Genomic DNA, 21,508 nt, shown 5'->3' on the forward strand with positions numbered 1-21,508 from the left:
GGAGTCAGGCCGGGTAGAGGTCGTCCAGCAGGCCGCCGAGGATCTCCGCCGTACGCTCCGGCGGCTCGGCCTCGACGCAGAGCCGCTCCATGGCCACCGCGTAGTAATCCAGATCGTCGCGCTTGTCCAGGTAGATGGCGCTGGTGAGCTGTTCGATGTAGACGATGTCCGGAAGCTCCTGGTCACCGAAGCGCAGGATGGTGAAGGCGCCCCCGGCGGCGGCGTGGCCACCGGCGGCGAACGGGATGACCTGCAATCGGATGTGGGGCGACTTGGTCGCCTCGATGAGCGCGGTGAGCTGACCGCGCATGACCTCGGCGCCGCCGATCGGCCGGCGCAGCGCCGCCTCGTCCACCACGGCCCAGAGCTGCGGCGGGTTCTGCCGCTGGAGCAACTGCTGGCGCTGCATCCGCAGCGAGACGCGCCTGTCGATCTCACCCGGACCGGCCGCGCCGTGCCCGAGCAGCACTACCGCCCGGGCGTACTCCCGGGTCTGTAGGAGGCCGGGCACGAACTGGACCTCGTAGCTGCGGATCAGCGCGGCGGCGGCCTCCAGGCCCAGGTACGACTGGAACCAGGACGGCAGAACGTCGCCGTAGCGGTGCCACCAGCCGGGGCTGTTCGCGTCGCGCGCGAGCTTGAGCAGCGCGTCGCGTTCGTGGTCCTCGGTGACGCCGTAGAGGGTCAACAGGTCGGCGACGTCGCGCTCCTTGAAGCCGACCCGACCCAGCTCCATCCGACTGATCTTGGATTCGGAGGAGCGGATCTCCCAGCCGGCGCCCTCCCGGGTCACCCCGCTGGACTCCCGCAGACGGCGCAGTTGGGCGCCGAGCAGAATGCGCAGCACGGTCGGCCCGGTTGTCGGGCCACCCTCGGCGGGAACCATCGTCACGTGCGGACCTCCGGACACCGACCCACGACAGCCGGGCGCCCCGGCCCGGCCGACGTGTAAGCATGCCATGGACCGACAGTGAGGTGAACTCCTCCGCGCCGGTGAATCAGTCCCGTCATCGGGACGACCCACCCCCGGACGGTCAGTTGATCAGGTGGTCGAAATCTCCGTCCCGCGCACCGAGAACGAAGGCGGCGATCTCATCGACGGTGTAGATCAGTGCCGGCCCTTCCGGGTGTCGTGAGTTGCGGACCGCGATGCCCGCTCCCTCGGGCAGTTCGGCCAGTTCGACGCAGTTGCCGCTGGGGTTGCTGCGGCGACTCTTCTGCCAGCTCAGCGGAGGCAACTGGTGGATCGGTACGCCATTGGGTGGCTGCTGCATGGGGGCGTCTTTCTGTTACGAGCCCGCCGGTGGCCGTGGGAGGAGCGGTGACGGCGAGGGGGTGCGGTATCGACATTGGACGGTTCTGCACGTGCATCTGCTATTGCATCTGCATCCGACGGCGAGCATGATAACGCACATGATCGGTGCCCATCCGTTCACTTTGAGTTACCCCCACACGGGCAACGATCAGGCAAAACTGGGCCCGACGCGGCGCGCCGCGTCAACCGAAGGCTGGAGGCGGTCGCGGCGATGGGAGGGTTCGTGCCGGATCCGATGAGTGTCGCCTCCGGCGTCTGCGCTGCGGGCGCGCTGCTCTCCTCCTGGCAACTACGCCGCCGGGCGGTGCGCGCCGAGGCCGAGATCGGTCACCTCCAGGCTGAGCTGGCCGCCGAACGGCACGCCGCCAGTCACGACCCGCTCACCGGGCTGCCCAATCGGCGCGCCTTCTACCGCCTGGCAGCCGCCCTGCTCACCGACGCCGCCGGCCAGCCGCTGATCGCCGTGGTGCTCGACCTGGACGACTTCAAGCAGATCAACGACCGGTACGGGCACGCCGCCGGCGACCAGGTGCTGATCAGCGTGGCCGAACGGCTCGCCGGCTTCGCCGGGGACAACCTCGTGGCCCGCCTCGGCGGCGACGAGTTCGCCGGACTGCTCTCCAGTCCCACCGTCGACCGGCGCTGGATCGAGCACTCGACCCGCCGGCTCAGTGAGACGGTCGCCGCGCCGATCCGGCTGAGCGGGTGCAGCGTCCGGGTCACCGCGTCCGTCGGGCTCGCCCCGGTGACCGGCCCGGCCCAGCTCACCGACGCGCTCAGCCGCGCCGACGCGGCCATGTACCAGGCGAAGAGCCTCGGTGGCGCCCGATCGCCCCGCCAACTGGTCGACAGCGCGTTCCTCGGCGAGCGCTGACCGTTCAGGTGACGGGCGCGCCGAACCACCTGGGCAGTTGGCTGAGCAGGTCGGTCTGATCGTCGCCGACCCACGCCACGTGACCGTCGGGTCGTAGCAGCACGGCGGGCACGTCCAACTCCTCGCTGACGTCGACGACGTGGTCGACCCGCTCCGCCCAGCCGGCGACCGAGAGCCGGCCGGTCTGGTCGAGCAGCAGGCCGCGGCCGCCGTGCATCAGCTCGTAGAGGCGCCCCCGCTTCAGCCGTACGTCACGCATGTGGCGCCCGAGCATGTCGTGGCCCGCGCCGAAGTCGTAGCGGACCCCGATCGCGGTGATCTTCTCGATCAGGTACCGGTTGACGTCCTCGAAGTCCAACAGCTCCGACAACAGTTGGCGCACAGACCGCGGCCCCGGCTCGGGTGAGAGCAGCAGCATCTGCGCCCGGGTGTTGTTCAGCACGTCCGCGGCCACCGGATGCCGTTCGCTGTGGTAGCTGTCCAGCAGCCCCTCCGGCGCCCAGCCGTTGAGCTCGGCGGCCAGTTTCCAGCCGAGATTGAACGCGTCCTGGATGCCGAGGTTGAGCCCCTGCCCGCCGGTCGGCGGGTGGATGTGCGCCGCGTCGCCGGCCAGCAGCACCCGGCCGACCCGGTAACGCTCGGCCAGCCGGGTGGCGTCCCCGAAGCGGGAGAGCCAGCGCGGTGAGTGGACACCGAAGTCGGTGCCCGCGTACACCCGCAGTTGGTGTTTGAAGTCGTCGATGGTCGGTGGGACCGTGCGGTCCTCGACCACCCCCTCGGCCGGGACGAGGACGCGGTACACCCCGTCTCCGAGGGGCCCGAGACCGAATCGGAGTTGGGTCCTGCGGACCTCGGCCACCACGTCGGCCACCGTCTCCGGCGGCACGCCCACCTCCATCTCGCCCAGCAGCGTCTCGACGCTGCTGGGCTCGCCGGGAAAGCCGACACCGAGCAGCCCGCGTACGGTGCTGCGACCGCCGTCGCAGCCGACGAGATAGCGCGTACGCAACTGCGTGCCATCGGCCAATCGCACGGTCACCCCGTGGTCGTCCTGGCTCAGCCCGACGAGTTCGCTGCCGCGCCGGATCTCGACGCCGACCTCGCTGGCGTGCTCGCTCAGGAGACGGTCGGTGGTGGTCTGCGGAATGCCGAGGACGTACGCGTGTGCGGTGTCCAGGCCGCCCGGCGACGGCTTGGGAATCGCGGCGAAGAAACCCCCGACCGGGTGCTGCTGTCCGAGGGCGAGGAACCGCTCCAGCAGACCTCGCTGGTCCATCACCTCGATGCTGCGTGCGTGCAGGCCGAGCGCACGGACGTAGCTGGTCGGCTCGGTTTCCTTCTCAAGCACGAGCGCGTGCAGACCGTGCAGCCGCAACTCACTGGCCACCATCAAGCCGGTCGGTCCGCCGCCAGCAATGATGACATCGATCATGGAATCCCCCGATTTTCCCAGATTTGGGCGTCGGGTGGAGATTCTGCGGCACCACCCGGGTCTTGCCGCAAGGCCCCCGGTGCGATATATGTTGGAAGTGGCAGAGAGCGAATCCGCTCTTTGCCTTACTTTTTGTCAGGCGTAGACGACGTGGTCGCCGCTCAGGGCCGCCGGTCACTGTCGCGCAACGCCGCGTGGGCGAGAGTGACCAGACCCGCCGGTGACACCAGCCCCCGCACGATCCGCGCCGCCCGATCCCGGTCGGCCGCCTCAGCGTCGAGGTCCAATGCCTGACGGGTCCAGTCGCTGAGGTCGTCGAGCGCGCGGACCGCGAGGAACCAGGCCAGGCGCACCCTGTCGACGTCGGGTTTGCCGTAGCCGGCGAGCACCGCCTGCTGCTGCTCGGCGGTGATCGGCGCGAAGGCGAGCACCCCACCGAGGACGAACATGAGGTCGCACTCGGGAGGGGCGAGCACCGCGTCGTCCCAGTCGATCAACCACACCTGCCCGTCCGCGCCGAGCAGCAGGTTGCCCAGGTGCGGGTCGCCGTGGCAGACGACGTTCGCACCGGGCCGGTCGCGCTGGTCGACGGCGCGGCGCTCGACCTCGCGGGTCAGCACCCCCAGCCGGTCGGCCACCGCTGACCACACCCCTGCCAGCTCCACGACCAGCGGATCCGCGAGGTCGAGCGGGTCCGGGTCGCGCAGCCGCGCGGCCATCGCGCGGGTCGCGGTCACGATCGAGGGGTACGCGGCACCACCCGCCGGTAGCAGCCGGCTCAGCTCGTCGGTCACCGGCACCTCGTGCACGGCGGCCAGCACCTCGCCGTACGCACGCCAGTGCGCGCCGGTCATCGGACCGTCGAGCGCCCGCTGGTCGGAGACCCACGGCACCACCGAGAGGCGGCGGCCGTCGCGGTCGATCGACAGCCGCCCGTCGTCGGCCCGCAGCGGCGCGGCGATGCCCGGCACCCCCTGCTCGGCCAGGTACGCCGTCACCACCAGCCCGGCCGGGGTGCCGCCACCGCTCAGCTTGACCGCGTACCGAGAGCCGTCGGCGGCCTGAGCGAGCCACAGTCGGGCGTGCTGGTCCGCGCCGAAGGTGATCGACTCCATCGTGGACAGCCGTAGGCCGAAGCCCGTCCGTACCTGGTCGGCCACCTGCCGTGCGATGTCCTGCGCCATCCGGACACCATGCCAGCGCTCCGGCCACCGACCCAGCGGTTTTGCCGGTCGCCGGGGTGTTCTGAGACGTCCTGTCCGGGTATGAAAAGGCAGTAATCGCATCACGACCGCCGAGAGGACCCGACGTGGCGACCATCCGCGCCCTCGTACTCAACTGCACCCTCAAGCCGTCGCCTGGGCCATCGAGCGCCGAGCAGCTCGGTCAGGAAGTGCTCGCCGAGCTGGCCGCGCAGGGCGTGGAGGGCGAAATGATCCGGGTCGTCGATCACGACGTGCGTTTCGGGGTGTCCACTGACGAGGGCGACGGCGACGGTTGGCCGGCGATCCGCGCCAAGCTGATGGCAGCCCAGGTGCTGATCATCGCCACGCCGATCTGGCTCGGTCAGCCCTCCAGCGTCTGCAAGATGGTCCTCGAACGCCTCGACGCCGAGCTCTCCGAGACCGACGCCGAGGGACGACTCCGCACCTACGGCAAGGTGGCCGGTGTCGCCGTGGTCGGCAACGAGGACGGCGCCCACCACACCATCGGCGAGGTGCAGCAGGCACTCAACGAGGTCGGGTTCACCATCGCCGCCGCCGCCGCGACCTACTGGGTCGGTGAGGCGCTGCACACCGTGGACTACCGCGACGCCGGCCCCAAGCCCGACACCACAGGCCGCACCACGAAGGCCCTGGCGCTCAACACCGCGCACCTGGCCCGACTCCTCGCCGACCAGCCGTACCCGCCGCCGGACGCGAAGGGCGCCGCGGTCGGCCCGAGCCGCGAATAGACCTCACCGCCAGGTGCGTCACTGCCTGGGCTGCCCCACTGGAGCCCGACGCGGCTCGCTACCGGTCAGCGCCAGCCGTAGCCGGCGCGCAACGCCTGCCCGACCCGGTCGAACCGGGGCCGGTCCAACACGGCGCCCTCCCGGCGGATGCTGTCCTCGCGCATGGTGAGCACCCGGTCCAGCCGGACCCAGCTCGGCCGGTTGTCGCGGTCCCACTCCCCCGGCCCGAGCGCGAACCAGTGCCGCTGCCCGTCCCGCTCGCTCTGGCTGGACAGCATCAACCCGAACAGGGTCCGGCTGTGCCGCCCGACGACCAGCACCGGCCGGTCCTTGCCCTGGCGGGGGTCGTCCTCGTACGGCACCCACGTCCAGACGATCTCGCCCGGGTCGGCCTGACCGTCCCGCTCCGGAGCGTAGGTCAGCTCCCGACGCTGCAACGCGCTCACCTGACGGCGGCGGGCCACCTGCGCGGGCGCCGGCCCGGTACGCCGGGGCGACGGGATCACCGCACCGACCCGGGAGATACGCGCCGCGACATTCCTCAACAGACCAGCCACGGCGGGCAGCCTACCCGCCGCCGGAGCGGGCGGTACGACAGACTGGCCCGATGAACGAGCTGCCCCGTGACCTGCCGATCCTGGAGCGCCGCGCGGTGCGGGTCGTGGTCACCGACGGCACCGACCGGGTGTTGCTGTTCCACACCCGCGACCCGGACCACCCCCGGCTGGGCACCTGGTGGGAGCTGCCCGGCGGTGGCATGGACCCCGGTGAGACCTATCGCGACACGGCGGTGCGGGAGCTGCGGGAAGAGACCTGCATCGTGATCACCGCCGACCAGGTTGGTGCGCCGAACTGGCGGCGGCGGGCGAGCTTCCTGCACCGCCAGTTGCGGCACGTCCAGGACGAGGTTGTCGTCGCCGTACGGCTGGCCGGCCCTGGTCCGGACGTGGACGAGGCGCACCGGCTCGACTACGAGCGGGAGGACTACTTCGGCTTCCGCTGGTGGCCGTTGCCGGAGGTGGTGGCCAGTCGGGAACGGTTCTATCCCGGGCAGCTCCCCCGGCTGATCACCCCGTTTCTCGCCGGCACGGAGATCGACGAGCCGTTCGAGCTGTGGTCGTGAGCCGGGCCGGCGGGCAGAGTGGGGGTATGAGGACCGATCTGCACGGGCCGCTCTCCGCGTACGCCGCGCGGCTGCACGCCACGGCCGGCGACGGACACCACGTCGCCTCCCCGCTCGGCGCCTGGCTGCTGCTCGCGGTCACTGCCACGACGGCCGACCCGGCCACCGCGGAGGGAGCCACCGCGGAGCTTGCGCAGGCGCTGGGCACCGACCTGCCGAGCGCGGCCGAGGTGGCCCGAACACTGTTGGACGCGCCGCACCCGCTGGTCGGGTCCGCCACCGCGCTCTGGCACCGAGCGGGGCAGGGCGACGGCGGGCCGGCGGCGTGGCAGGCCGCGCTGCCCAGCACGACCGCTGTCGGCGCACTGCCCGATCAGGCCGGGTTGGACGCCTGGGCGCGCGAGCACACCCTCGGCCTGATCGAGAAGTTTCCCCTGAAGGTCGATTGGGACGTGGCGTTCATCCTGGCCAGCGCGTTGGCCACCCGGGTGTCCTGGGCGACCCCGTTCGACGTCGCCGACGCACGCGCGCTCGGCGCCAACAGCCCGTGGGCCGGTCGACTGCGGCGAGCGCTGCGCAGCCCGAGCCGGGGCCACCGCTGCGCCATCGTGTCCACCGCGCGGGCCGGTGATGTGATCGTGCACGCCGCACCCGCCCAGACGACCGACGGCGCGGGGCTGGTCGTCCTCTCGGTGGCCGCCGCGCCGCAGGTGCCACCGGCCGAGGTGCTGGCCATCGCGTACGACCTGAGCGCCGGCGCGGCCGACGGCGCGCCACCGGCGAGCAGCCGCTCGCTGTTCGACCTGCCGCTCGGTGAGACTCCGCTGTGGACGCTGACCGAGGAACGGGTACACACCTGGGCCCGCGATGGCCGCGAAGAGCGGCACAATGCCGTCCTGCCCTGCTGGTCCGCTCGGAACGACCATGACCTGACCGCCCCGGCGCTCGGCTTCGGGGCCGCGGTGACCACGCTCGCGACGGCGCTCGCGCTGCCGGTCGAGCGCTTCGAGGCACGGCAGACGGCGGTGGCCCGGTTCGACAGGTACGGCTTCGAGGCGGCGGCGGTGACCGGCATGGCCGGGGTGACCAGCATGCCGCCGGAGGGCGTCGCCCGCACCGCCGAGCTGCGCTTCGGCCACCCGTACGCGGTGGTGGCCGTCGCCACCGACGCCGGGGCCGACGGCACCACCGGCCCGTGGCACGGGGTGCCGGTCTTCTCCGCCTGGGTCGCCGAGCCTGAGGAGGTGTCCGAGGCATGAGTCATTTTGCGGAGGAGCAGGCCAGAGGAGCTGCCGGTGGCCGACGTCGCCGACGGGCGACCCAGGCCGAGGAGTCCTAGCCCGATCAGTCCTGCGAGTGGATCTCGCCGCGGCCGCCGGGTCAGGGCATGTAGGGGCCTGGAGGTGTGGGCGCGGCCCCACCTCCGCCGTCGCGCGGCAGTCGCGCGACCATCTCCCGGAACTCCCGTACCGTCATCGCCGTCCGCAACGTCGCGAAGACGGCGCCGGTTCCGGCCCGGGCGGTGGCCGGGTCCACCCCGGCACGCTGTTCCACCCGACGAAGGAACTCCGTCGGACCGGCCCCCATCGGGGTCGCGCCGGCACCGCCGACCTCCAGGCCCACCCCGCTGGTCAAGCCTTCGGCGCCGGCATCCGGGCCGACGGCCCCGGCCGGATCCGGGGCTGGGAGGGCCGTCCCGGCCGCATCCGAGGCAGGACCGGAGGCCCCGGCCGGATCCGGGGCCGGGCCGGTCAGGTAGCCGTCGACCTCGTTCGGAAGGTGCCCGACGAGGTCGCCGGGCGCGTCGCTGGTCACCCGCTCGGCCAACGTCTGGAGCACTGCGCGGGCGAGCACGGCGGCCTCCTCGGCCGGCAGGCCGGACCGTTGGGACACCGCGTCGATGAAGTACGGGAACCCGTCGCCGTCGGTCACGCTCGGCCGGTTACCCCTGGCCGGCCGCGACAAACTGCTGCTAGGCCAGCAGACCCTCGGCCAGCAGGTGGTCGAAGATGATCTGGTCGACCGGCGAGGTGCGGTGTCGGTCCGCGTACCCGAGCCAGGCCATCTCGGCGATCTCGCTGGCCGGGCGCAGTTGTCCTCGATAGCCGGCCCGGTAACAGGTCATCCGCACGCTGATGCCGGTCGTGTGACCGTGCGCCTGAGCGGTGAAGGTGCCCAGGTGCACGGCACCGGGCACGTCGACCTCGACGCTCAACTCCTCGTCGATCTCCCGACGCAGGGTCTCCAGGTCGGTTTCGCCCGGCTCGCGCTTTCCGCCCGGCAGGTACCAGACGTCCTTGCCCACCGACCGGGTGCTCAGCACCCGACCGTCCTCGACGAGGATCCAGGCCACCTTGTCGATCTCGCGCACGTTGCTCCTTACGGCCGCCGGGATCGGGGACGCTACCACCCGGCGGCGCGCTCAGTCGGCGAGCAGGTCGAGCAGCAGCGCGGCGGTCCAACTGAATGCCGGTGAGCCCAGACCGGCGCCGGTGTCCGGGTGGAAGTACTCGTGGCAGCCGGCCCCGGCGACCAGACCGATCATCGAGCGGCGCAGCCCGGCGGCCAGCTCCGGGTGCCCGTGCCCGAGCAGCCCACGCCGGACCAGCCAGCCGATGTTGAGCCAGCTCGGCCCACGCCAGTAACGCAGCGGCTCGAAGTCGGGTGCGGTGCGGTCGTAGGTGGGCAGCGGCCGGTCCATGAGACTGGCCACCCCAAAACGCGCCGACCGGGCCTCGACGACCAGCGCGTCGGCCTGCCGGGTCGGCAGGTCGGGCAGGATCAGGGGGGTCAGCCCGAGCACGGTACGGGCGCTCACCAGGCGGTCAGTGCGCAGGTCACGGGGCTGGAACGTGCCGGTGTGCCTGTCGTACAACCGGCGCAGGAGAGCTTCGGTGATGCGGGCCGCGCGGGCCCGATGCGGCCCGGGGTCGTCGCCGACGAGCGCGGCGATCTCGGCGAGGGCGTGTTCGGCGGCCCCGAACGCCGCGTTGAACAGCGGGCACTCCATCAGGAACGGGTGCCCGGCGGCCAGGTCGCGGTCGGAGTAGCCGTGGTCGCGGTAGGCGGCGACGATCGCCAGGTAGCGCGCGTAGTCCAGGTCCGTGGGGCGGTGCGCGGCGTCGGCGTGCGTGGTGTCGTGCCGACGGTACGCCCGCATCACTGCCGCCTCGGCCGGCACCGCGGCCATCGGCTGGTCCCACGCCGGGCTGTTGTCCAACCCGGACTCCCACGGGTGCACGATGCAGACCAGCCCGTCACCGGCCACGTCCCGCCGGTCGGCAAGGTAGCGCTGTTGGGCGACCAGCGCGGGGTAGAGCCGGCGCAGCGCGGCCAGGGCGGTGGGGTCGGGCGCCCGCCGGTACGCCAGCAACGCGGCGAGCGCGTGCACCGGCGGCTGGACCAGGCCGGAGGTGGCCACCATCGGCGCGCCCGGCACGTCGGCGGAACGCCACATCTCCGGCCCCGGAAAGTACGCGCCGACCCGCAGCGCCGGGTTGAACACGATGTGCGGCACCCGTCCGTCCGCCCACTGCGCCCGGAACAGGCTGGCCAGCTCCCGCCAGGCGCGGTCGGGACGGACCTGGGCCAACCCGATCGCGATGAACGCGGAGTCCCAGCTCCACTGGTGCGGGTAGAGCGTGCGCGAGGGCACCGTGTGATCGTGCTCCCAGTTGGCGTCGAGCGTGTCGACAGCGAGTCGACGCAGCCCGGCCGCGTCAGCCGGGCCACCCGTGCCGGCGGCGTCGGCGCGCTTCGCTCCGGCGTCGGCGGGCGCACCAACGCTGGTCGGCTCGGCGTCGGCGGGCGCACCAACGCTGGTCGGCTCGGCGTCAGCGGGCGCACCAACGCTGGTCAGCCTCGCGTCGGCGCTCACGCGGCGGCCCGCCGGGGCAGCGCGTGTCGCAGCACGGTGGCGGCCTGTTGCAGGGCCCGGACCGGGTCGCCGCGGAGCCGGCACTCCAGTGCCAGCCAGCCCCGGTAGTCCAGCTCCAGCAGGGTCCGCACCAGCGCCGGCCAGTCCAGGTGCCCGGCGCCGGGCTGGTAGCGGTTGGAGTCGCTGACCTGTACGTGCCCGAGATACGGCGCGGCGGCGCGCAGCGCGCGGTGCACGTCGTCCTCCTCGATGTTCATGTGGAAGGTGTCGGCGACCACCCGGACCGACGGCAACCCGAGCGCGGCGCAGAGCGCCACCGCCTCGTCGAGACGGTTGACCATGTGGTCCTCGTACCGGTTGAGCGGTTCCAGGAAGAGGGTGACACCCTCGGCCCGGGCGTGTTCGCCCAGCTCGCCGAGGGCGTCGAGGAGCACCTGCCGGTCGCCGTCCGGGGCCCGGGGCGGCTCGAACGGCGGCAGTCGTCGGGAGAACATCCCCCAGGCGGCCGGGGTCATCACCCCGACGCCGCCCAGTTCGGCGATCACCGAGAGTTGGGAGCGCAGGTTGCGGACGGCGTCGGCGGACCGGGCGGGGTCGAAGTCGCCGATGAAGTGGTCCATCTCGACGCAGACGGTGGGCATCACCACCCCGGCGGCGCGGGCCCGGCGCAGCTCGGGCAGCCGGCGAGCGAACGCCAGGTCGCCCCGGCCGCGTAGCTCGATGCCCTGGTAGCCGAGGGCGGCCGCGAGGGCGTACTTCTGGATCAGGTTGGTGCCTGGCAGGAGTTGTTCCTGACAGGCCAGCGCGATGGTGGTCATGAGAACCTCAGCACGACTTGGAGGACGTCACCGGCGCCGCGGTCGAGCAGCGCGAGGGCGTCGGCGACCGCGCTGGCGTCGACGATGTGGCTGACCAGTGGCAGCGGGTCGACGCTGCGGTCGGCCACCAGGTCCATGAAGGTCTGCGCGACCCGGTCTCCGGTCCACCGGCCGGCCATGCTCGGCGCGGGGGTGGGCCCGGAGACCTGGGCGGCCACCAACTGGATGCGGTTGTGGTGGAACTCCTCGCCGAGGCCGAGCGCGTCGGCCTGGCCCTGGTAGAAGCCGGCGGCCACGACCCGGCCGGCGTGGGCGGTGGAGCGGATCGCCTCGTGCAGCGCCGGGTACGCGCCGGACAACTCCAGACAGACGTCGGCCCCCCGACCGCCGGTTGCCTGGCGCAGCACGGCCGCGGCGGAGGTGACAGTGGCGTCCACGGTGGAGTACGCGCCGTACCGGGCGGCGTACTCCAGCCGGTCGGGAACCGGGTCGACGGCCACCACCCGGGCCCCGGAGAGCACCGCGAGCCGGGTGGCGAGCAGCCCGATGACGCCCTGGCCGAAGACGCCGACCCAGTCGCCGAGGTGCAGGTCACCGGCGAGCACGGCGGTCAGCGCGATGGCGCCGGGGCGGGCGAAGACCGCGGCGAGCGGATCCAGCCCGGTGGGGAGCGCGCGGACCGCGTCGGCGGCGAGCACGGCCTCGGCCCGGTGCCCCCAGATGCCCCAGACGAGCTGCCCCGGATGCCGGTCGGTGACCTCCGGCGCGACCTCGATGACCTCCCCGACCTCTTCGTAGCCGAAGCCGATCAACGGGTAGGGCACCGGCGTCTGTCGGGGGACGAACATCCGGGCGGCGTCGTCCCAGTCCTTGCTGAGCCGGGGATTGCTGCCCCGGTAGAGGGTCAGCTCGGTGCCGGCGGAGATGCCCGAGTAACAGGTGCGGACTCGGACCTGGCCGGGGCCGAGCGGATCCGGCGGGCAGGGCTCGAGGCTGATCCGTCGAGGCCCGGCGAGAGAGACCACCCAGTTGCCCATGTGTCACATCCCGGTAGCACTGGGCTCCAGGATAGCAAAAAATCGCGATATGTCTTGCTATTGATCAATCGAAGGTGTTGGATCCTTGATGTACCCTTCGAGAGGAGTGCCATCGATGTCTGCACCTCCGAGGCGGATACTCGCCACCACCCTGATCCTGGCACTGACCACGTCCACCCTGCTGGCCTGCGGCGACGACGAACCAGACAGCAACAGCAAGAAGATCACCGTCTGGAGCCTGGAAGACGTGGCCGACCGGGTCACCGCCACCAAGGCGATCATCGCCGACTTCACCGCCAAGACCGGGATCCAGGTCGATCTCGTGACCGTCAACGAGGACCAGTTCCCCTCCCTGATCGCCGCCAACGCCGCCGCCGGCGACCTGCCCGACGTGGTCGGGTCGGTCTCCCTCGCCGGCATCCGTACGCTCGCCGGCAACGAGCTGCTGCACACCTCGGCGAACGCGGAGGTCGTCGACAAGCTGGGCAAGCAGACGTTCTCCCCGCGAGCGCTGGAGCTCACCTCCGACGACGGCAAACAGCTGTCCGTGCCCAGCGACGGCTGGGGGCAACTGCTCGTCTACCGCAAGGACCTGTTCGCCGCGGCCGGTCTGCCCGCCCCCGACACGTACGAGCGGATCACCGCCGCCGCGGCCCGACTGAACACCGGCGGCGTCGCCGGCATCACCGCGGCGACCGCCCCCAGCGACGTGTTCACCCAGCAGACCTTCGAGCACCTGGCGTTGGCCAACGGCTGCCAGCTCACCGACGACTCGGGGAAGGTGACACTGGATTCGCCCCAGTGCGTCGAGGCGTTCCGCTTCTACGGTGACCTGATCCGCACCAGCTCGGTGAAGGGCGCGCAGGACGTGGACACCACCCGGGCCACCTACTTCGCGGGCAAGGCCGCCATGGTGATCTGGTCGCCGTTCATCCTCGACGAGCTGGCCGGGCTGCGCAACGACGCCAAGCCGACCTGCCCGCAGTGCCAGGCGGACCCGGCGTTTCTGGCCAAGAACAGCGGGTTCGTCACCGCGATCAAGGGCCCCAACGGCGCCGAACCGGCCCAGTACGGCGAGATCAGCTCGTGGGCGGTTCTCGACGGCGCGGTGAGCGACCCGGCGAAGTCCTTCGTGGAGTACATGCTCGGTGACGGCTACCCGCGCTGGTTCGGCATGTCGCCCGAGGGCCGCTTCCCGGTGCGCAAGGGCACCCCCGCCGAGCCGGAGGCGTACCTGACCGCCTGGAACACCAGCCAGGCGGGCGTGGACGCGAAGAAGCCCCTCACCGACGTGTACGGCGACGAGGTGCTGGCCACGCTGCGCCGCAGCCCGGACACCTTCGGGCGCTGGGGCCTCAGTCAGGGGCAGGGCAAACTCGTCGGCGCCATGCTCGGCGAGTTGCCGGTGCCCAAGGTCCTGGGCGACCTCGTCTCCGGCAAGTCCGACGCGGCGGCCACCGCCGACCGCGCCACGAAGGACGTGGACGCCATCAAGGCGGGCGTCAATTGACCACCACCGCGCCCGGCCCCGGCCGCTCCCCCACCAGGGAGCGGCCGGCACCACCCCGGCGCCGACCGTTGACCCTGCGCCGCCGCGAGTCCCGGGCCGGGCTCGCGCTGGTCGCACCGACCCTGCTCGTCACCATCGCGGTCATCGGCATCCCGATCGTGTGGACAGTGGTGCTCGCCTTCCAGCGGGTCCGGCTGGCCACGCTGCGCAAGACCGGCCTGTTCGGCGAGTTCACCATGGACAACATCGACCGGGTGCTGCACACCCCCGGCTTCGCCGAGACGCTGTGGGTCACGCTGATCTACAGCATCGGCGGCACCGTCGGGTCGATCCTGCTCGGCCTGGTGGCCGCACTGGTCGTCCGCCGGCCGTTCCGGGGTCGCACCCTGGTCCGGGCGTCCATGCTGCTGCCGTACGTGGCACCGGTGGTCGCCGTGACGTTCGTCTGGCAGGTGATGCTCGACCCCCAGCTCGGCATCGTCAACGCGTGGGGTCAACGCCTGCTCGGCTGGGACGCCCCGGTGCCGTTCCTCACCCAGGAGTCGACGGCGCTGGCCACGGTGATCGTCTTCGAGGCGTGGCGGTACTTCCCGTTCGCCTTCCTGTTCCTGCTGGCCCGGCTCCAGGCGGTGCCCGGCGAGTTGGAGGAGGCCGCCCGGGTCGACGGCGCCACCCCCACCCAGCGGTTCCGGCACATCCTGCTGCCGCAACTGCTGCCGGTGATCGCCCTGCTGGGCGTGCTGCGCTTCATCATGACGTTCAACAAGTTCGACGACGTCTACCTGCTCACCGGCGGTGCGGCCGGCACCGAGGTGGTCAGCGTGAGGGTGTACGAGTTCCTCACCGCCCGTACCGACATCGGGGCCGCGGCCGCGCAGGCGGTCGTGCTGGCCGTCGTACTCATCGTGTTCGTGCTGATCTATCTGCGCTTCTTCGGACGGAGGGTGAGCTGATGGACCGGGACGTGGTCGAGACGGTGAGCCTGCGTTGGCTGCGCCGCCTGGTGATCGCCGTGTTCCTGGTGATCACGGTCTTCCCCTTCTACTACATGCTGGTGCTCTCGGTGCGCCCCATCGAGCGGCTGCTGCTCGACCCCGGGGCGCTGGTGGTCGGCTTCGGTGAGCTGACAGTGGCCACGTACGCGGAGGTGCTCAAGGCCACCGACGACGGCGGCCAGGGTTTCCTCACCTTCATCCGCAACAGCGGGCTGGTCGCCGTCGCGGCGACCGTGCTCACTCTCCTGGTCGCGATCCCCGGCGCGTACGCGGTGGCCCGGCTGCGGTTCTTCGGCCGGAGGCAGGTGGACTTCCTGTTCCTGGCGGTCTACCTGTTCCCGTCGATCGTCATCGCGATCCCGCTGTTCGTGGTCTTCACCCGGGCCGGGCTGCGCGGCTCGTTGTTCGGTCTGGTGCTGGTCTACATCTCGCAGACGTTGCCGGTGTCGGTCTACATGCTGAAGAACTACTTCGAGACCATCCCGGTCAGTCTGGAGGAGTCCGCCGCCATCGACGGCGCCGGCCGGCTCGGCATCATCCGCCGTGTCAGCCTGCCCCTGGCGATGCCGTCGATCATGGCGGTCGCGCTCTACGACTTCATGATCGCCTGGAACGAGTTCCTCTTCGCCCTGCTGTTCCTGGTCGACAAACCCAACCGGTGGACGGTGTCACTCGGGTTGTCCCTGCTCGCCGACGGGGTGGAGGTCCCCAAGACGGTGCTGATGGCCGGGTCGGTCGTGCTCACCCTGCCCATCGTGATCCTCTTCTTCGCCAGCGAACGGCTGCTCACCGAGGGGCTGACCAGCGGCGCGGAGAAGGGATGATCGTCTCGTCCGGGTCGCCCGCCAGGCCCCCACCAACCCGGATACGGTGGCCTCATGGCCAACCCGACCCGCTGGGCGACCGACACCGGTCCTGAGCACTCACAGTGGTATATCGACCGGTTCCGCAAGCTCGTGGCCGAGGGCGCGGACCTGGCCGGCGAGGCCCGACTGGTGGACGCCCTCGTCGCGCCCGGCTCCCGCATTCTCGACGCCGGCAGCGGCACCGGCCGCGTCGGTGCCGCGCTGGCCGAGCGCGGGCACACGGTGGTCGGGGTGGACGCCGACCCCGCGCTGGTGGATGCCGCCCGCGCCGACTATCCCGGCCCGACGTGGCTGGTTGCCGACCTCGCCGAGCTGGATCTACCGGCGCTGGGTGAGGCGGAACCGTTCGACGCGGCGGTGCTGGCCGGCAACGTGCTCGCCTTCGTCGCCGTCGGCACCGAACCGGAAGTGCTGCGCCGGGTGGCAGCGCACCTGCGACCCGATGGCGTGCTGACAGTGGGCTTCGGCACTGAGCGCGGCTACCCGCTGACCGCGTTCGACGCCGACGCGGTGGCCGCCGGTCTGCGCGTGGAGCAGCGCTTCGCCACCTGGGACCTGCGCCCGTGGCGCGACGACGCCCCGTTCGCGGTCACCGTCCTGCGCCGCCCGGCCGACTGAGCACCGCCCGCCGCGCATTGCTTCCCGGTGATCAAGAGCTTTGCGTCAGGCTCGCGCCACGTTCTGACGCAAACCTCTTGATCACCGCCGGCACGCCTAACCGCCGGCACGCCTCACCGCCGGCACGCCGGCACGCGGGTCGCCCTCAGTCCGGGGCGGCGACGGCGCGGGCGGCGGCCGGGTCGAGGGTGGCGCCGGCAGGCACCAGGCTGACCAGCCCGGCCGGCAGCCGCACCGGCCGCACGTCGCTGTAGCCCAGCATCGGGAGCACCTCCCGGTCGGCCAGCACGTACCGTCGGCCCAGGTCCGTGACCACGGAGACTGCGCCGCCGGTCGCGCCGGGCGCCGCGGCGGCCTCGACCACCGCGCCGCGGCCCGGCTCCACCACCACGTGGTCGGCCAGCACCGCTCCGCCGGTCGGCGCGGTGCGGGGCACGGCCGTCAGGTCCCGCAGCGGTACGCCCCAGCGCACCTCACCAACCCCGCCGTCGTCGCCGATGCGGGTGCAGAGCGCCCCGCCGTCGCCGGCCGCGAGCCGGGGCGGCGTCGGTGGCGGGGCGTTCGGGCCGGTCGGGGCGAGGTCGGGCACCGTGGGCAGCGCGGCGAACCGGCCCAACGTCATCGGCACCGGCTCGACCTGCCCGGTGCGGGCCAGCAACAGCCCCGCCTGCAACTCGGTGATGCCGGCCAGGCCGGCGTCGAGCGCCACCGCGTACTGTCTGCCGCCACCGGAGTTGCTCACCAGATAGACAGTGCCGATCGCCGCACCCGGCACCCGGGTGGCGGGCCGACCCAGCGCGGGCAGGTCGAGTGGGGCGAGGTCGGTGCCGGCGGGCAGCGAGTTGAGCAGTGCCGGCGCCACCCGGACCGCCTGGGCCCGGGTGGTGGCGAGCGCCGCCAGCACCCGGCTCGGATCACGGACGAGGTAGCGGCGCTGGTGCCAGACCAGGTGCAGCCCGCCGTCGGGGTGGCGCAGCAGCAGCGCGTCATCGCCCAACGGTCGACCGCCGTCGGGCTCGGTGCCGATCAGCAACGCGGAGCGGGGCGCCTCGACGCCCGTACCGGCCGGGACCGTCGAGCAGACCGTCCACGCCGTGGCGGCCAGCCGGCCCGGGGCGGGCAGCGAGTCGGGTGCGTCGGCGATGCCCAACGGCAGCCCGCGCGGCACCCCGTCGATCGTGCGTCGGGACACCAGGACGGTCTTCGAGCGGTCCGCACCGACGATGAGCAGCGCCGAGGCGTAGTTGAGCACCGGGTGCAGCTTCTGCTCGCGGTAGACGAACCGGGCGCCGGACTCCTTCTCCACGATCACCGCGCCCGGGTCACGCCACCCCTTCCCGCCGCCGGCGAACAGGCCGTAGAGGGCGAAACCGCCGAGCCCGATCGCCGCGACCAGGACGCTGGCCAGACCGGCGCCGGCCAGCCGCCGAAACGGCGACTGCGCGGGGTCGGTCTCCCGCATGACCAGGGCGGCGACTGCCCGTTGGACGCTGAACTGGTAGGAGTGCAGCTGGTCCTGCCGCGACGGCATGAGTCCCCTCCGGTGGATCGGCCGGGCACAGGATATGCGCTGCGTCGATGTCCCGTGGACCCTGCGTGGCCGCCCGTCGCGGGGCAACCGGTACCATCCGTGGACGAATCCGGCGGCGAGAGGGCACCCGTGGGCGCGCGTTTCGAAGAGCTGGCCTGGCGGGAGACCCCGATCGGCGCGATCAGCCTGCGCCGACGCCGGGACCCGGCACTCCAGGTCGAGGTGTACGAGGTCAAGCTCGACGACGAGTACCTGATGTCTAGCCTCTTCCCGGTCGCGGAGATCGAGCTGGCCCGGCTCGGCCTCGCCGAGGTGGCCGGTGACTCGCTCGACGTGGTGGTCGGCGGTCTCGGGCTGGGCTACACCGCCTGCGCGGCGCTGGGCGACCCCCGGGTGCGCTCACTGTTCGTGGTGGAGGCGATCGAGGACGTGATCGACTGGCACCAACGAGGGCTGCTGCCGTTCGCGGCGGGGCTCGCCGAGGACCCCCGGACCCGCTTCGTGCAGGCCGACTTCTTCGCGGCGGTGGCCGGTGACACCGGCTTCGACACCGAGGTGCCCGGCCGGCGGTTCGACGCGGTGCTGCTCGACGTCGACCACTCCCCGCGCAACGTCCTGCACCCCAGCCACGCGGCGTTCTACCCGCCGGCCGGGTTGCGTCGCCTGGCCGCCCTGCTGCGCCCCGAGGGCGTCTTCGCGCTCTGGTCGGACGACCCGCCGGACGCCGAGTTCACCGCCGCGCTCACCGAGGTGTTCGCGAGCGTACGCGCGCATGTCGTGCCGTTCGCCAACCCGCTGACCGGCGGGGAGTCGGCCAACACCGTCTACGTGGCGCGTACCGGCCCCTGATCGACTCCGGTAGGCCGATCGCGCATGGTGTCGGCCGGACGGGGAACCAGGAGCCGGGCCGGCCGCACCAGGCGCGGCCGGTTACGGGAGGTCGACATGCGTGCACTGCTCTGGGTTGTCGGCGTGGTCGCCGGCGTGCTGATCCTGCTCGGGTTGATTCTCGAGGCGGCCCGCTGGCTGATCATCATCGGTGTGATCGCGCTGGTGATCGTGATCGTCTGGGGCGTCGTCAAGGGGCGGCAGGCAATGAACCACCAGTCCCGCCGACGGTGACGGGCGGCGCGGCCGGTCAGAACCAGTCCGGGCGCATGTCGAGCGTGGTTCGGTCCCGGCTCTCCAACAGGTCGAACTGCGGGCCGGTCCGGGGCAACTCGACGGTGAAGAAGTAGCGGGCGGCTTGCCGCTTGCCGGCGTGGAACGCGTCGCCGGCGCTCTCCGCCGGCAGCGCCAGCACCTGCTCCAACCACATCCACGCGATCACCACGTGCCCGACGGCCTCCAGGTAGGCGCTGGCGTTGGCCAGCGCGAGCACCGGGTCACCGTCGGCCCACAGTCGACGGGTGACAGCGGTGACCCGGTCCACCGCGGCGGCCAGCCGGTCGGCCAACTCGGACGCCTCTCCCCCGACCTTGCGGGCCCGCTCGACCGTGTCACCGATCGTCGTGGTCAGCAGGGTGAGACCAGCGCCGCCCTGCATGATCATCTTTCGCCCCAGCAGATCCAGTGCCTGGATGCCGTGGGTGCCCTCGTGGATCGGGTTGAGCCGGTTGTCCCGGTAGTGCTGCTCCACCTCGTGGTCGCGGGTGTAGCCGGCACCTCCGAGCACCTGGATCGCCAGGTCGTTGGCGGCGAGGCACCACTGCGACGGCCAACTCTTCGTGATCGGCGTGAGCACGTCCAGCAGCAGGTGCGCGCGCTCGCGGTCGGCCTCGGCCGGTGCGGTCTTCTGCTCGTCGAGCAACCGCGCGCAGTAGAGCACCAGCGCCAGTGCCCCCTCCACGTAGCTCTTCTGGGCCAGCAGCATCCGTCGTACGTCGGGGTGGTCGATGATCGGCACCTGCGCGGCGGCCGGGTCCTTCGCGCCGACCGGCCGGCCCTGCGGCCTCTCCTTCGCGTACGCCAGGCTCTTGAGATAGCCGGTGTAACCCAGCGCGGTGGCGCCCGCCCCGACCCCGATCCGGGCCTCGTTCATCATGTGGAACATCTGCGCCAGGCCCTGATGCGGCGCGCCGACCAGGTGACCGACCGCTCCGGCGCGGCCGGCCGGGGTGTGCGCGCCGTCGCCGAAGCTGAGCAGGGTGTTTGTGGTGCCCCGGAACCCCATTTTGTGGTTGAGCCCGGCCAACGCCACGTCGTTGCGCTCACCGAGCGACCCGTCCAGGCCGACCAGCACCTTCGGCACGATGAACAGCGAGATGCCCTTGACGCCGGGCGGCGCGCCCGGAATGCGCGCCAGCACCAGGTGGACGATGTTCTCGGCCAACTCGTGGTCGCCACCGGAGATCCACATCTTGGTGCCGAAGAGCCGGTACGTGCCGTCCGCCTGCGGCTCGGCGCGGGTGGTGATGTCGGCCAGCGAGCTGCCGGCGTGCGGCTCGGACAGGCACATGGTGCCGAAGAACCGGCCGTCCAGCATGGGCCGGACGTAGGTGTCCACCTGCTCGGGGCTGCCGTGCGCCAGCAGCAGGTTGGCATTGCCCAGGGTGAGGAACGGGTAGGCCGAGGTGGCCACGTTGGCGGCCTGGAACCAGGTGAAGCAGGCGGCCGCGACGGCGTGCGGCAGTTGCAGGCCACCGACAGTGGCGTCCAGCCCGGCGGTCAGCAGACCCGTCTCGGCGAAGCTGTCCAACGCCGCGCGGACCTGCGGGATCAGCCGCACCCGCTGCCCGTCGAAGGTGGGCTCGGCCAGGTCGGCGGCGCGGTTGTGCGGGGCGAACTGCTCGGTGGCCACCCGCTCGGCGAGATCCAGGGCGTCGTCGAAGGTCTCCCGGGAGTGCTCGGCGTAGCGGGGGCGCTCGACGAGCTCGGACACCCGTAGCCACTCGTGCAGCAGGAAGTCGAGGTCACGGCGGGAGAGCAGGGTTGACGGCACGGCACTCCTCAGCGGGCACGGGGTCGGGCCGGGGCGACGGCCCACTGTCGCCCCGCCCATCCTCGCGGATCGGCAGGGCGGGCACCACCGGCCTGGGTGGCGTTCGAGGAGCGGAACTTGTCACACCGACCGGTTAGCGTCGTTGTCCGTGACCGCACCCGGAGACGTCCCGCCCGAGGTCCTCGACCGGCTGCGGCCGATCTGTCTCGGGCTGCCGGAGACCTACGAGGAGCCCGCCTGGGTTGGCATCCGCTGGCGGATCCGCAAGCGGACCATCGCCCATGTGCTCACCGTCGACCCCGATCGCCAGCCGGTGCACGCGCGGGCTGCCGCAGTCGACCAGCCCGCCTGCCTGCTGACCTTCCGGTCACCACTCGACGAGATCGCCGGGCTCCTCGCCACGGGGCACCCCTTCTACAAACCGGACTGGAGCCCGAACGTGATGGGCATGGTCCTGGACGGAAACACCGACTGGGAGGAGGTGGGTGAGCTGCTCACCGAGAGCTACTGCGTCATGGCCCCGAAGCGGCTCGCCGCCCGGGTCGGCCCCCCGGCACCGCCGACTGGCTGAGCGCCAAGGGCACCCTGCCGCCGGTTGAGCGCCGGCGGTGTCCTGC

The 21,508-nt window shown here is 72.0% G+C and carries 23 protein-coding genes; 11 read left to right on the forward strand and 12 right to left on the reverse strand.

All coding sequences use genetic code 11. The features are described from left to right. Nucleotides 1–4: 4 nt before the first annotated feature. Nucleotides 5–886, reverse strand: coding sequence for a helix-turn-helix domain-containing protein (locus MED15_RS32740; RefSeq protein WP_373861112.1), 882 nt, complete (start codon nucleotides 884–886; stop codon nucleotides 5–7). A gap of 148 nt (nucleotides 887–1,034) precedes the next feature. Next, nucleotides 1,035–1,274 carry a DUF397 domain-containing protein gene (locus MED15_RS32745; protein WP_091406718.1) on the reverse strand — a complete coding sequence of 80 codons (240 nt, stop codon included), beginning with the start codon at nucleotides 1,272–1,274 and terminating at the stop codon, nucleotides 1,035–1,037. Between the two features lie 264 nt (nucleotides 1,275–1,538). On the opposite strand from MED15_RS32745, the gene MED15_RS32750 reads away from it, so the two are divergent. After that, the gene (locus MED15_RS32750; RefSeq protein ID WP_091407349.1) at nucleotides 1,539–2,189 is read left to right on the forward strand and encodes a GGDEF domain-containing protein; all 651 of its coding nucleotides are present in this window, start codon (nucleotides 1,539–1,541) and stop codon (nucleotides 2,187–2,189) included. Between the two features lie 4 nt (nucleotides 2,190–2,193). Here MED15_RS32750 and rox read toward each other — a convergent pair whose 3' ends face one another. Beyond that, nucleotides 2,194–3,621, reverse strand: a complete 1,428-nt coding sequence (rox, locus tag MED15_RS32755) for a rifampin monooxygenase (RefSeq protein WP_112589690.1) — start codon at nucleotides 3,619–3,621, stop codon at nucleotides 2,194–2,196. Nucleotides 3,622–3,782: 161 nt separating this feature from the next. After that, entirely contained in the window at nucleotides 3,783–4,805 is a 1,023-nt protein-coding gene (locus tag MED15_RS32760) for a phosphotransferase enzyme family protein (RefSeq protein WP_167457780.1), read from the reverse strand. A 125-nt stretch (nucleotides 4,806–4,930) separates the two neighbouring features. Here MED15_RS32760 and MED15_RS32765 point away from each other — a divergent pair, with 125 nt between their 5' ends. Beyond that, nucleotides 4,931–5,575 carry a flavodoxin family protein gene (locus MED15_RS32765; RefSeq protein ID WP_112589695.1) on the forward strand — a complete coding sequence of 215 codons (645 nt, stop codon included), beginning with the start codon at nucleotides 4,931–4,933 and terminating at the stop codon, nucleotides 5,573–5,575. A 65-nt stretch (nucleotides 5,576–5,640) separates the two neighbouring features. Here MED15_RS32765 and MED15_RS32770 read toward each other — a convergent pair whose 3' ends face one another. Beyond that, nucleotides 5,641–6,132, reverse strand: a complete 492-nt coding sequence (locus MED15_RS32770) for a type II toxin-antitoxin system PemK/MazF family toxin (protein WP_030336385.1) — start codon at nucleotides 6,130–6,132, stop codon at nucleotides 5,641–5,643. 50 nt (nucleotides 6,133–6,182) lie between these two features. On the opposite strand from MED15_RS32770, the gene MED15_RS32775 reads away from it, so the two are divergent. Further along, nucleotides 6,183–6,698, forward strand: a complete 516-nt coding sequence (locus MED15_RS32775; protein ID WP_112589697.1) for an NUDIX hydrolase — start codon at nucleotides 6,183–6,185, stop codon at nucleotides 6,696–6,698. 26 nt (nucleotides 6,699–6,724) lie between these two features. Further along, nucleotides 6,725–7,957 (forward strand): hypothetical protein, encoded by a 1,233-nt coding sequence (locus MED15_RS32780; protein WP_112737854.1) that lies wholly within the window; start codon nucleotides 6,725–6,727, stop codon nucleotides 7,955–7,957. Between the two features lie 121 nt (nucleotides 7,958–8,078). Here MED15_RS32780 and MED15_RS32785 read toward each other — a convergent pair whose 3' ends face one another. From MED15_RS32785 to MED15_RS32805, 5 genes are all read right to left on the reverse strand, one after another. Beyond that, entirely contained in the window at nucleotides 8,079–8,630 is a 552-nt protein-coding gene (locus MED15_RS32785) for a DUF2267 domain-containing protein (RefSeq protein WP_112589702.1), read from the reverse strand. 40 nt (nucleotides 8,631–8,670) lie between these two features. Further along, entirely contained in the window at nucleotides 8,671–9,069 is a 399-nt protein-coding gene (locus MED15_RS32790) for an NUDIX hydrolase (protein WP_112589704.1), read from the reverse strand. Between the two features lie 51 nt (nucleotides 9,070–9,120). Then, nucleotides 9,121–10,407 carry an MGH1-like glycoside hydrolase domain-containing protein gene (locus MED15_RS32795; protein WP_112589845.1) on the reverse strand — a complete coding sequence of 429 codons (1,287 nt, stop codon included), beginning with the start codon at nucleotides 10,405–10,407 and terminating at the stop codon, nucleotides 9,121–9,123. A 164-nt stretch (nucleotides 10,408–10,571) separates the two neighbouring features. Then, nucleotides 10,572–11,393, reverse strand: coding sequence for a sugar phosphate isomerase/epimerase family protein (locus MED15_RS32800; protein ID WP_112589707.1), 822 nt, complete (start codon nucleotides 11,391–11,393; stop codon nucleotides 10,572–10,574). Further along, the gene (locus MED15_RS32805; protein ID WP_112589710.1) at nucleotides 11,390–12,430 is read right to left on the reverse strand and encodes a zinc-dependent alcohol dehydrogenase; all 1,041 of its coding nucleotides are present in this window, start codon (nucleotides 12,428–12,430) and stop codon (nucleotides 11,390–11,392) included. The genes MED15_RS32800 and MED15_RS32805 overlap by 4 nt, the downstream gene beginning before the upstream one ends. Before the next feature lie 115 nt (nucleotides 12,431–12,545). Between MED15_RS32805 and MED15_RS32810 the strand changes: the two genes are divergently transcribed. From MED15_RS32810 to MED15_RS32825, 4 genes are read left to right on the forward strand one after another with little or no spacing between them, the layout of a single operon-like run. Further along, complete coding sequence (locus tag MED15_RS32810; protein ID WP_112589712.1) at nucleotides 12,546–13,940, forward strand: ABC transporter substrate-binding protein; 1,395 nt, start codon at nucleotides 12,546–12,548, stop codon at nucleotides 13,938–13,940. Further along, nucleotides 13,937–14,893, forward strand: a complete 957-nt coding sequence (locus MED15_RS32815; RefSeq protein WP_091406737.1) for a carbohydrate ABC transporter permease — start codon at nucleotides 13,937–13,939, stop codon at nucleotides 14,891–14,893. Before MED15_RS32810 ends, MED15_RS32815 begins: the two co-directional genes overlap by 4 nt. Then, complete coding sequence (locus tag MED15_RS32820) at nucleotides 14,893–15,759, forward strand: carbohydrate ABC transporter permease (RefSeq protein ID WP_091406739.1); 867 nt, start codon at nucleotides 14,893–14,895, stop codon at nucleotides 15,757–15,759. Before MED15_RS32815 ends, MED15_RS32820 begins: the two co-directional genes overlap by 1 nt. 54 nt (nucleotides 15,760–15,813) lie before the next feature. Beyond that, on the forward strand, nucleotides 15,814–16,419 hold the full coding sequence (locus MED15_RS32825; RefSeq protein WP_112602530.1) for a class I SAM-dependent methyltransferase: 606 nt from the start codon (nucleotides 15,814–15,816) through the stop codon (nucleotides 16,417–16,419). A gap of 145 nt (nucleotides 16,420–16,564) precedes the next feature. On the opposite strand, the gene eccB is transcribed toward MED15_RS32825, so the two are convergent. Beyond that, nucleotides 16,565–17,950 carry a type VII secretion protein EccB gene (gene eccB / locus MED15_RS32830; RefSeq protein WP_112602531.1) on the reverse strand — a complete coding sequence of 462 codons (1,386 nt, stop codon included), beginning with the start codon at nucleotides 17,948–17,950 and terminating at the stop codon, nucleotides 16,565–16,567. A gap of 129 nt (nucleotides 17,951–18,079) precedes the next feature. Between eccB and MED15_RS32835 the strand changes: the two genes are divergently transcribed. After that, entirely contained in the window at nucleotides 18,080–18,799 is a 720-nt protein-coding gene (locus MED15_RS32835; protein WP_112697686.1) for a polyamine aminopropyltransferase, read from the forward strand. A gap of 96 nt (nucleotides 18,800–18,895) precedes the next feature. Continuing rightward, nucleotides 18,896–19,072, forward strand: coding sequence for a hypothetical protein (locus tag MED15_RS33730; RefSeq protein WP_167457781.1), 177 nt, complete (start codon nucleotides 18,896–18,898; stop codon nucleotides 19,070–19,072). Nucleotides 19,073–19,088: 16 nt separating this feature from the next. On the opposite strand, the gene MED15_RS32840 is transcribed toward MED15_RS33730, so the two are convergent. After that, nucleotides 19,089–20,891, reverse strand: coding sequence for an acyl-CoA dehydrogenase (locus tag MED15_RS32840; RefSeq protein WP_112737856.1), 1,803 nt, complete (start codon nucleotides 20,889–20,891; stop codon nucleotides 19,089–19,091). 148 nt (nucleotides 20,892–21,039) lie between these two features. Here MED15_RS32840 and MED15_RS32845 point away from each other — a divergent pair, with 148 nt between their 5' ends. Beyond that, nucleotides 21,040–21,462 (forward strand): MmcQ/YjbR family DNA-binding protein, encoded by a 423-nt coding sequence (locus tag MED15_RS32845; RefSeq protein ID WP_112737858.1) that lies wholly within the window; start codon nucleotides 21,040–21,042, stop codon nucleotides 21,460–21,462. Nucleotides 21,463–21,508: the final 46 nt, after the last annotated feature.

Origin of the sequence: Micromonospora noduli, from assembly GCF_003264475.1 — a bacterium.
Lineage (GTDB): Bacteria > Actinomycetota > Actinomycetes > Mycobacteriales > Micromonosporaceae > Micromonospora > Micromonospora noduli.

What these genes read in the sequence shown, in the direction of transcription:
- MED15_RS32740 (WP_373861112.1), bottom strand. Translation starts at nt 886, where the DNA reads ATGGTTCCCGCCGAGGGTGGCCCGACAACCGGGCCGACCGTGCTGCGC.
- MED15_RS32745 (WP_091406718.1), bottom strand. Translation starts at nt 1,274, where the DNA reads ATGCAGCAGCCACCCAATGGCGTACCGATCCACCAGTTGCCTCCGCTG.
- rox (WP_112589690.1), bottom strand. Translation starts at nt 3,621, where the DNA reads ATGATCGATGTCATCATTGCTGGCGGCGGACCGACCGGCTTGATGGTG.
- MED15_RS32760 (WP_167457780.1), bottom strand. Translation starts at nt 4,805, where the DNA reads ATGGCGCAGGACATCGCACGGCAGGTGGCCGACCAGGTACGGACGGGC.
- MED15_RS32775 (WP_112589697.1), top strand. Translation starts at nt 6,183, where the DNA reads ATGAACGAGCTGCCCCGTGACCTGCCGATCCTGGAGCGCCGCGCGGTG.
- MED15_RS32780 (WP_112737854.1), top strand. Translation starts at nt 6,725, where the DNA reads ATGAGGACCGATCTGCACGGGCCGCTCTCCGCGTACGCCGCGCGGCTG.
- MED15_RS32800 (WP_112589707.1), bottom strand. Translation starts at nt 11,393, where the DNA reads ATGACCACCATCGCGCTGGCCTGTCAGGAACAACTCCTGCCAGGCACC.
- MED15_RS32805 (WP_112589710.1), bottom strand. Translation starts at nt 12,430, where the DNA reads ATGGGCAACTGGGTGGTCTCTCTCGCCGGGCCTCGACGGATCAGCCTC.
- MED15_RS32810 (WP_112589712.1), top strand. Translation starts at nt 12,546, where the DNA reads ATGTCTGCACCTCCGAGGCGGATACTCGCCACCACCCTGATCCTGGCA.
- MED15_RS32820 (WP_091406739.1), top strand. Translation starts at nt 14,893, where the DNA reads ATGGACCGGGACGTGGTCGAGACGGTGAGCCTGCGTTGGCTGCGCCGC.
- MED15_RS32825 (WP_112602530.1), top strand. Translation starts at nt 15,814, where the DNA reads ATGGCCAACCCGACCCGCTGGGCGACCGACACCGGTCCTGAGCACTCA.
- eccB (WP_112602531.1), bottom strand. Translation starts at nt 17,950, where the DNA reads ATGCCGTCGCGGCAGGACCAGCTGCACTCCTACCAGTTCAGCGTCCAA.
- MED15_RS33730 (WP_167457781.1), top strand. Translation starts at nt 18,896, where the DNA reads ATGCGTGCACTGCTCTGGGTTGTCGGCGTGGTCGCCGGCGTGCTGATC.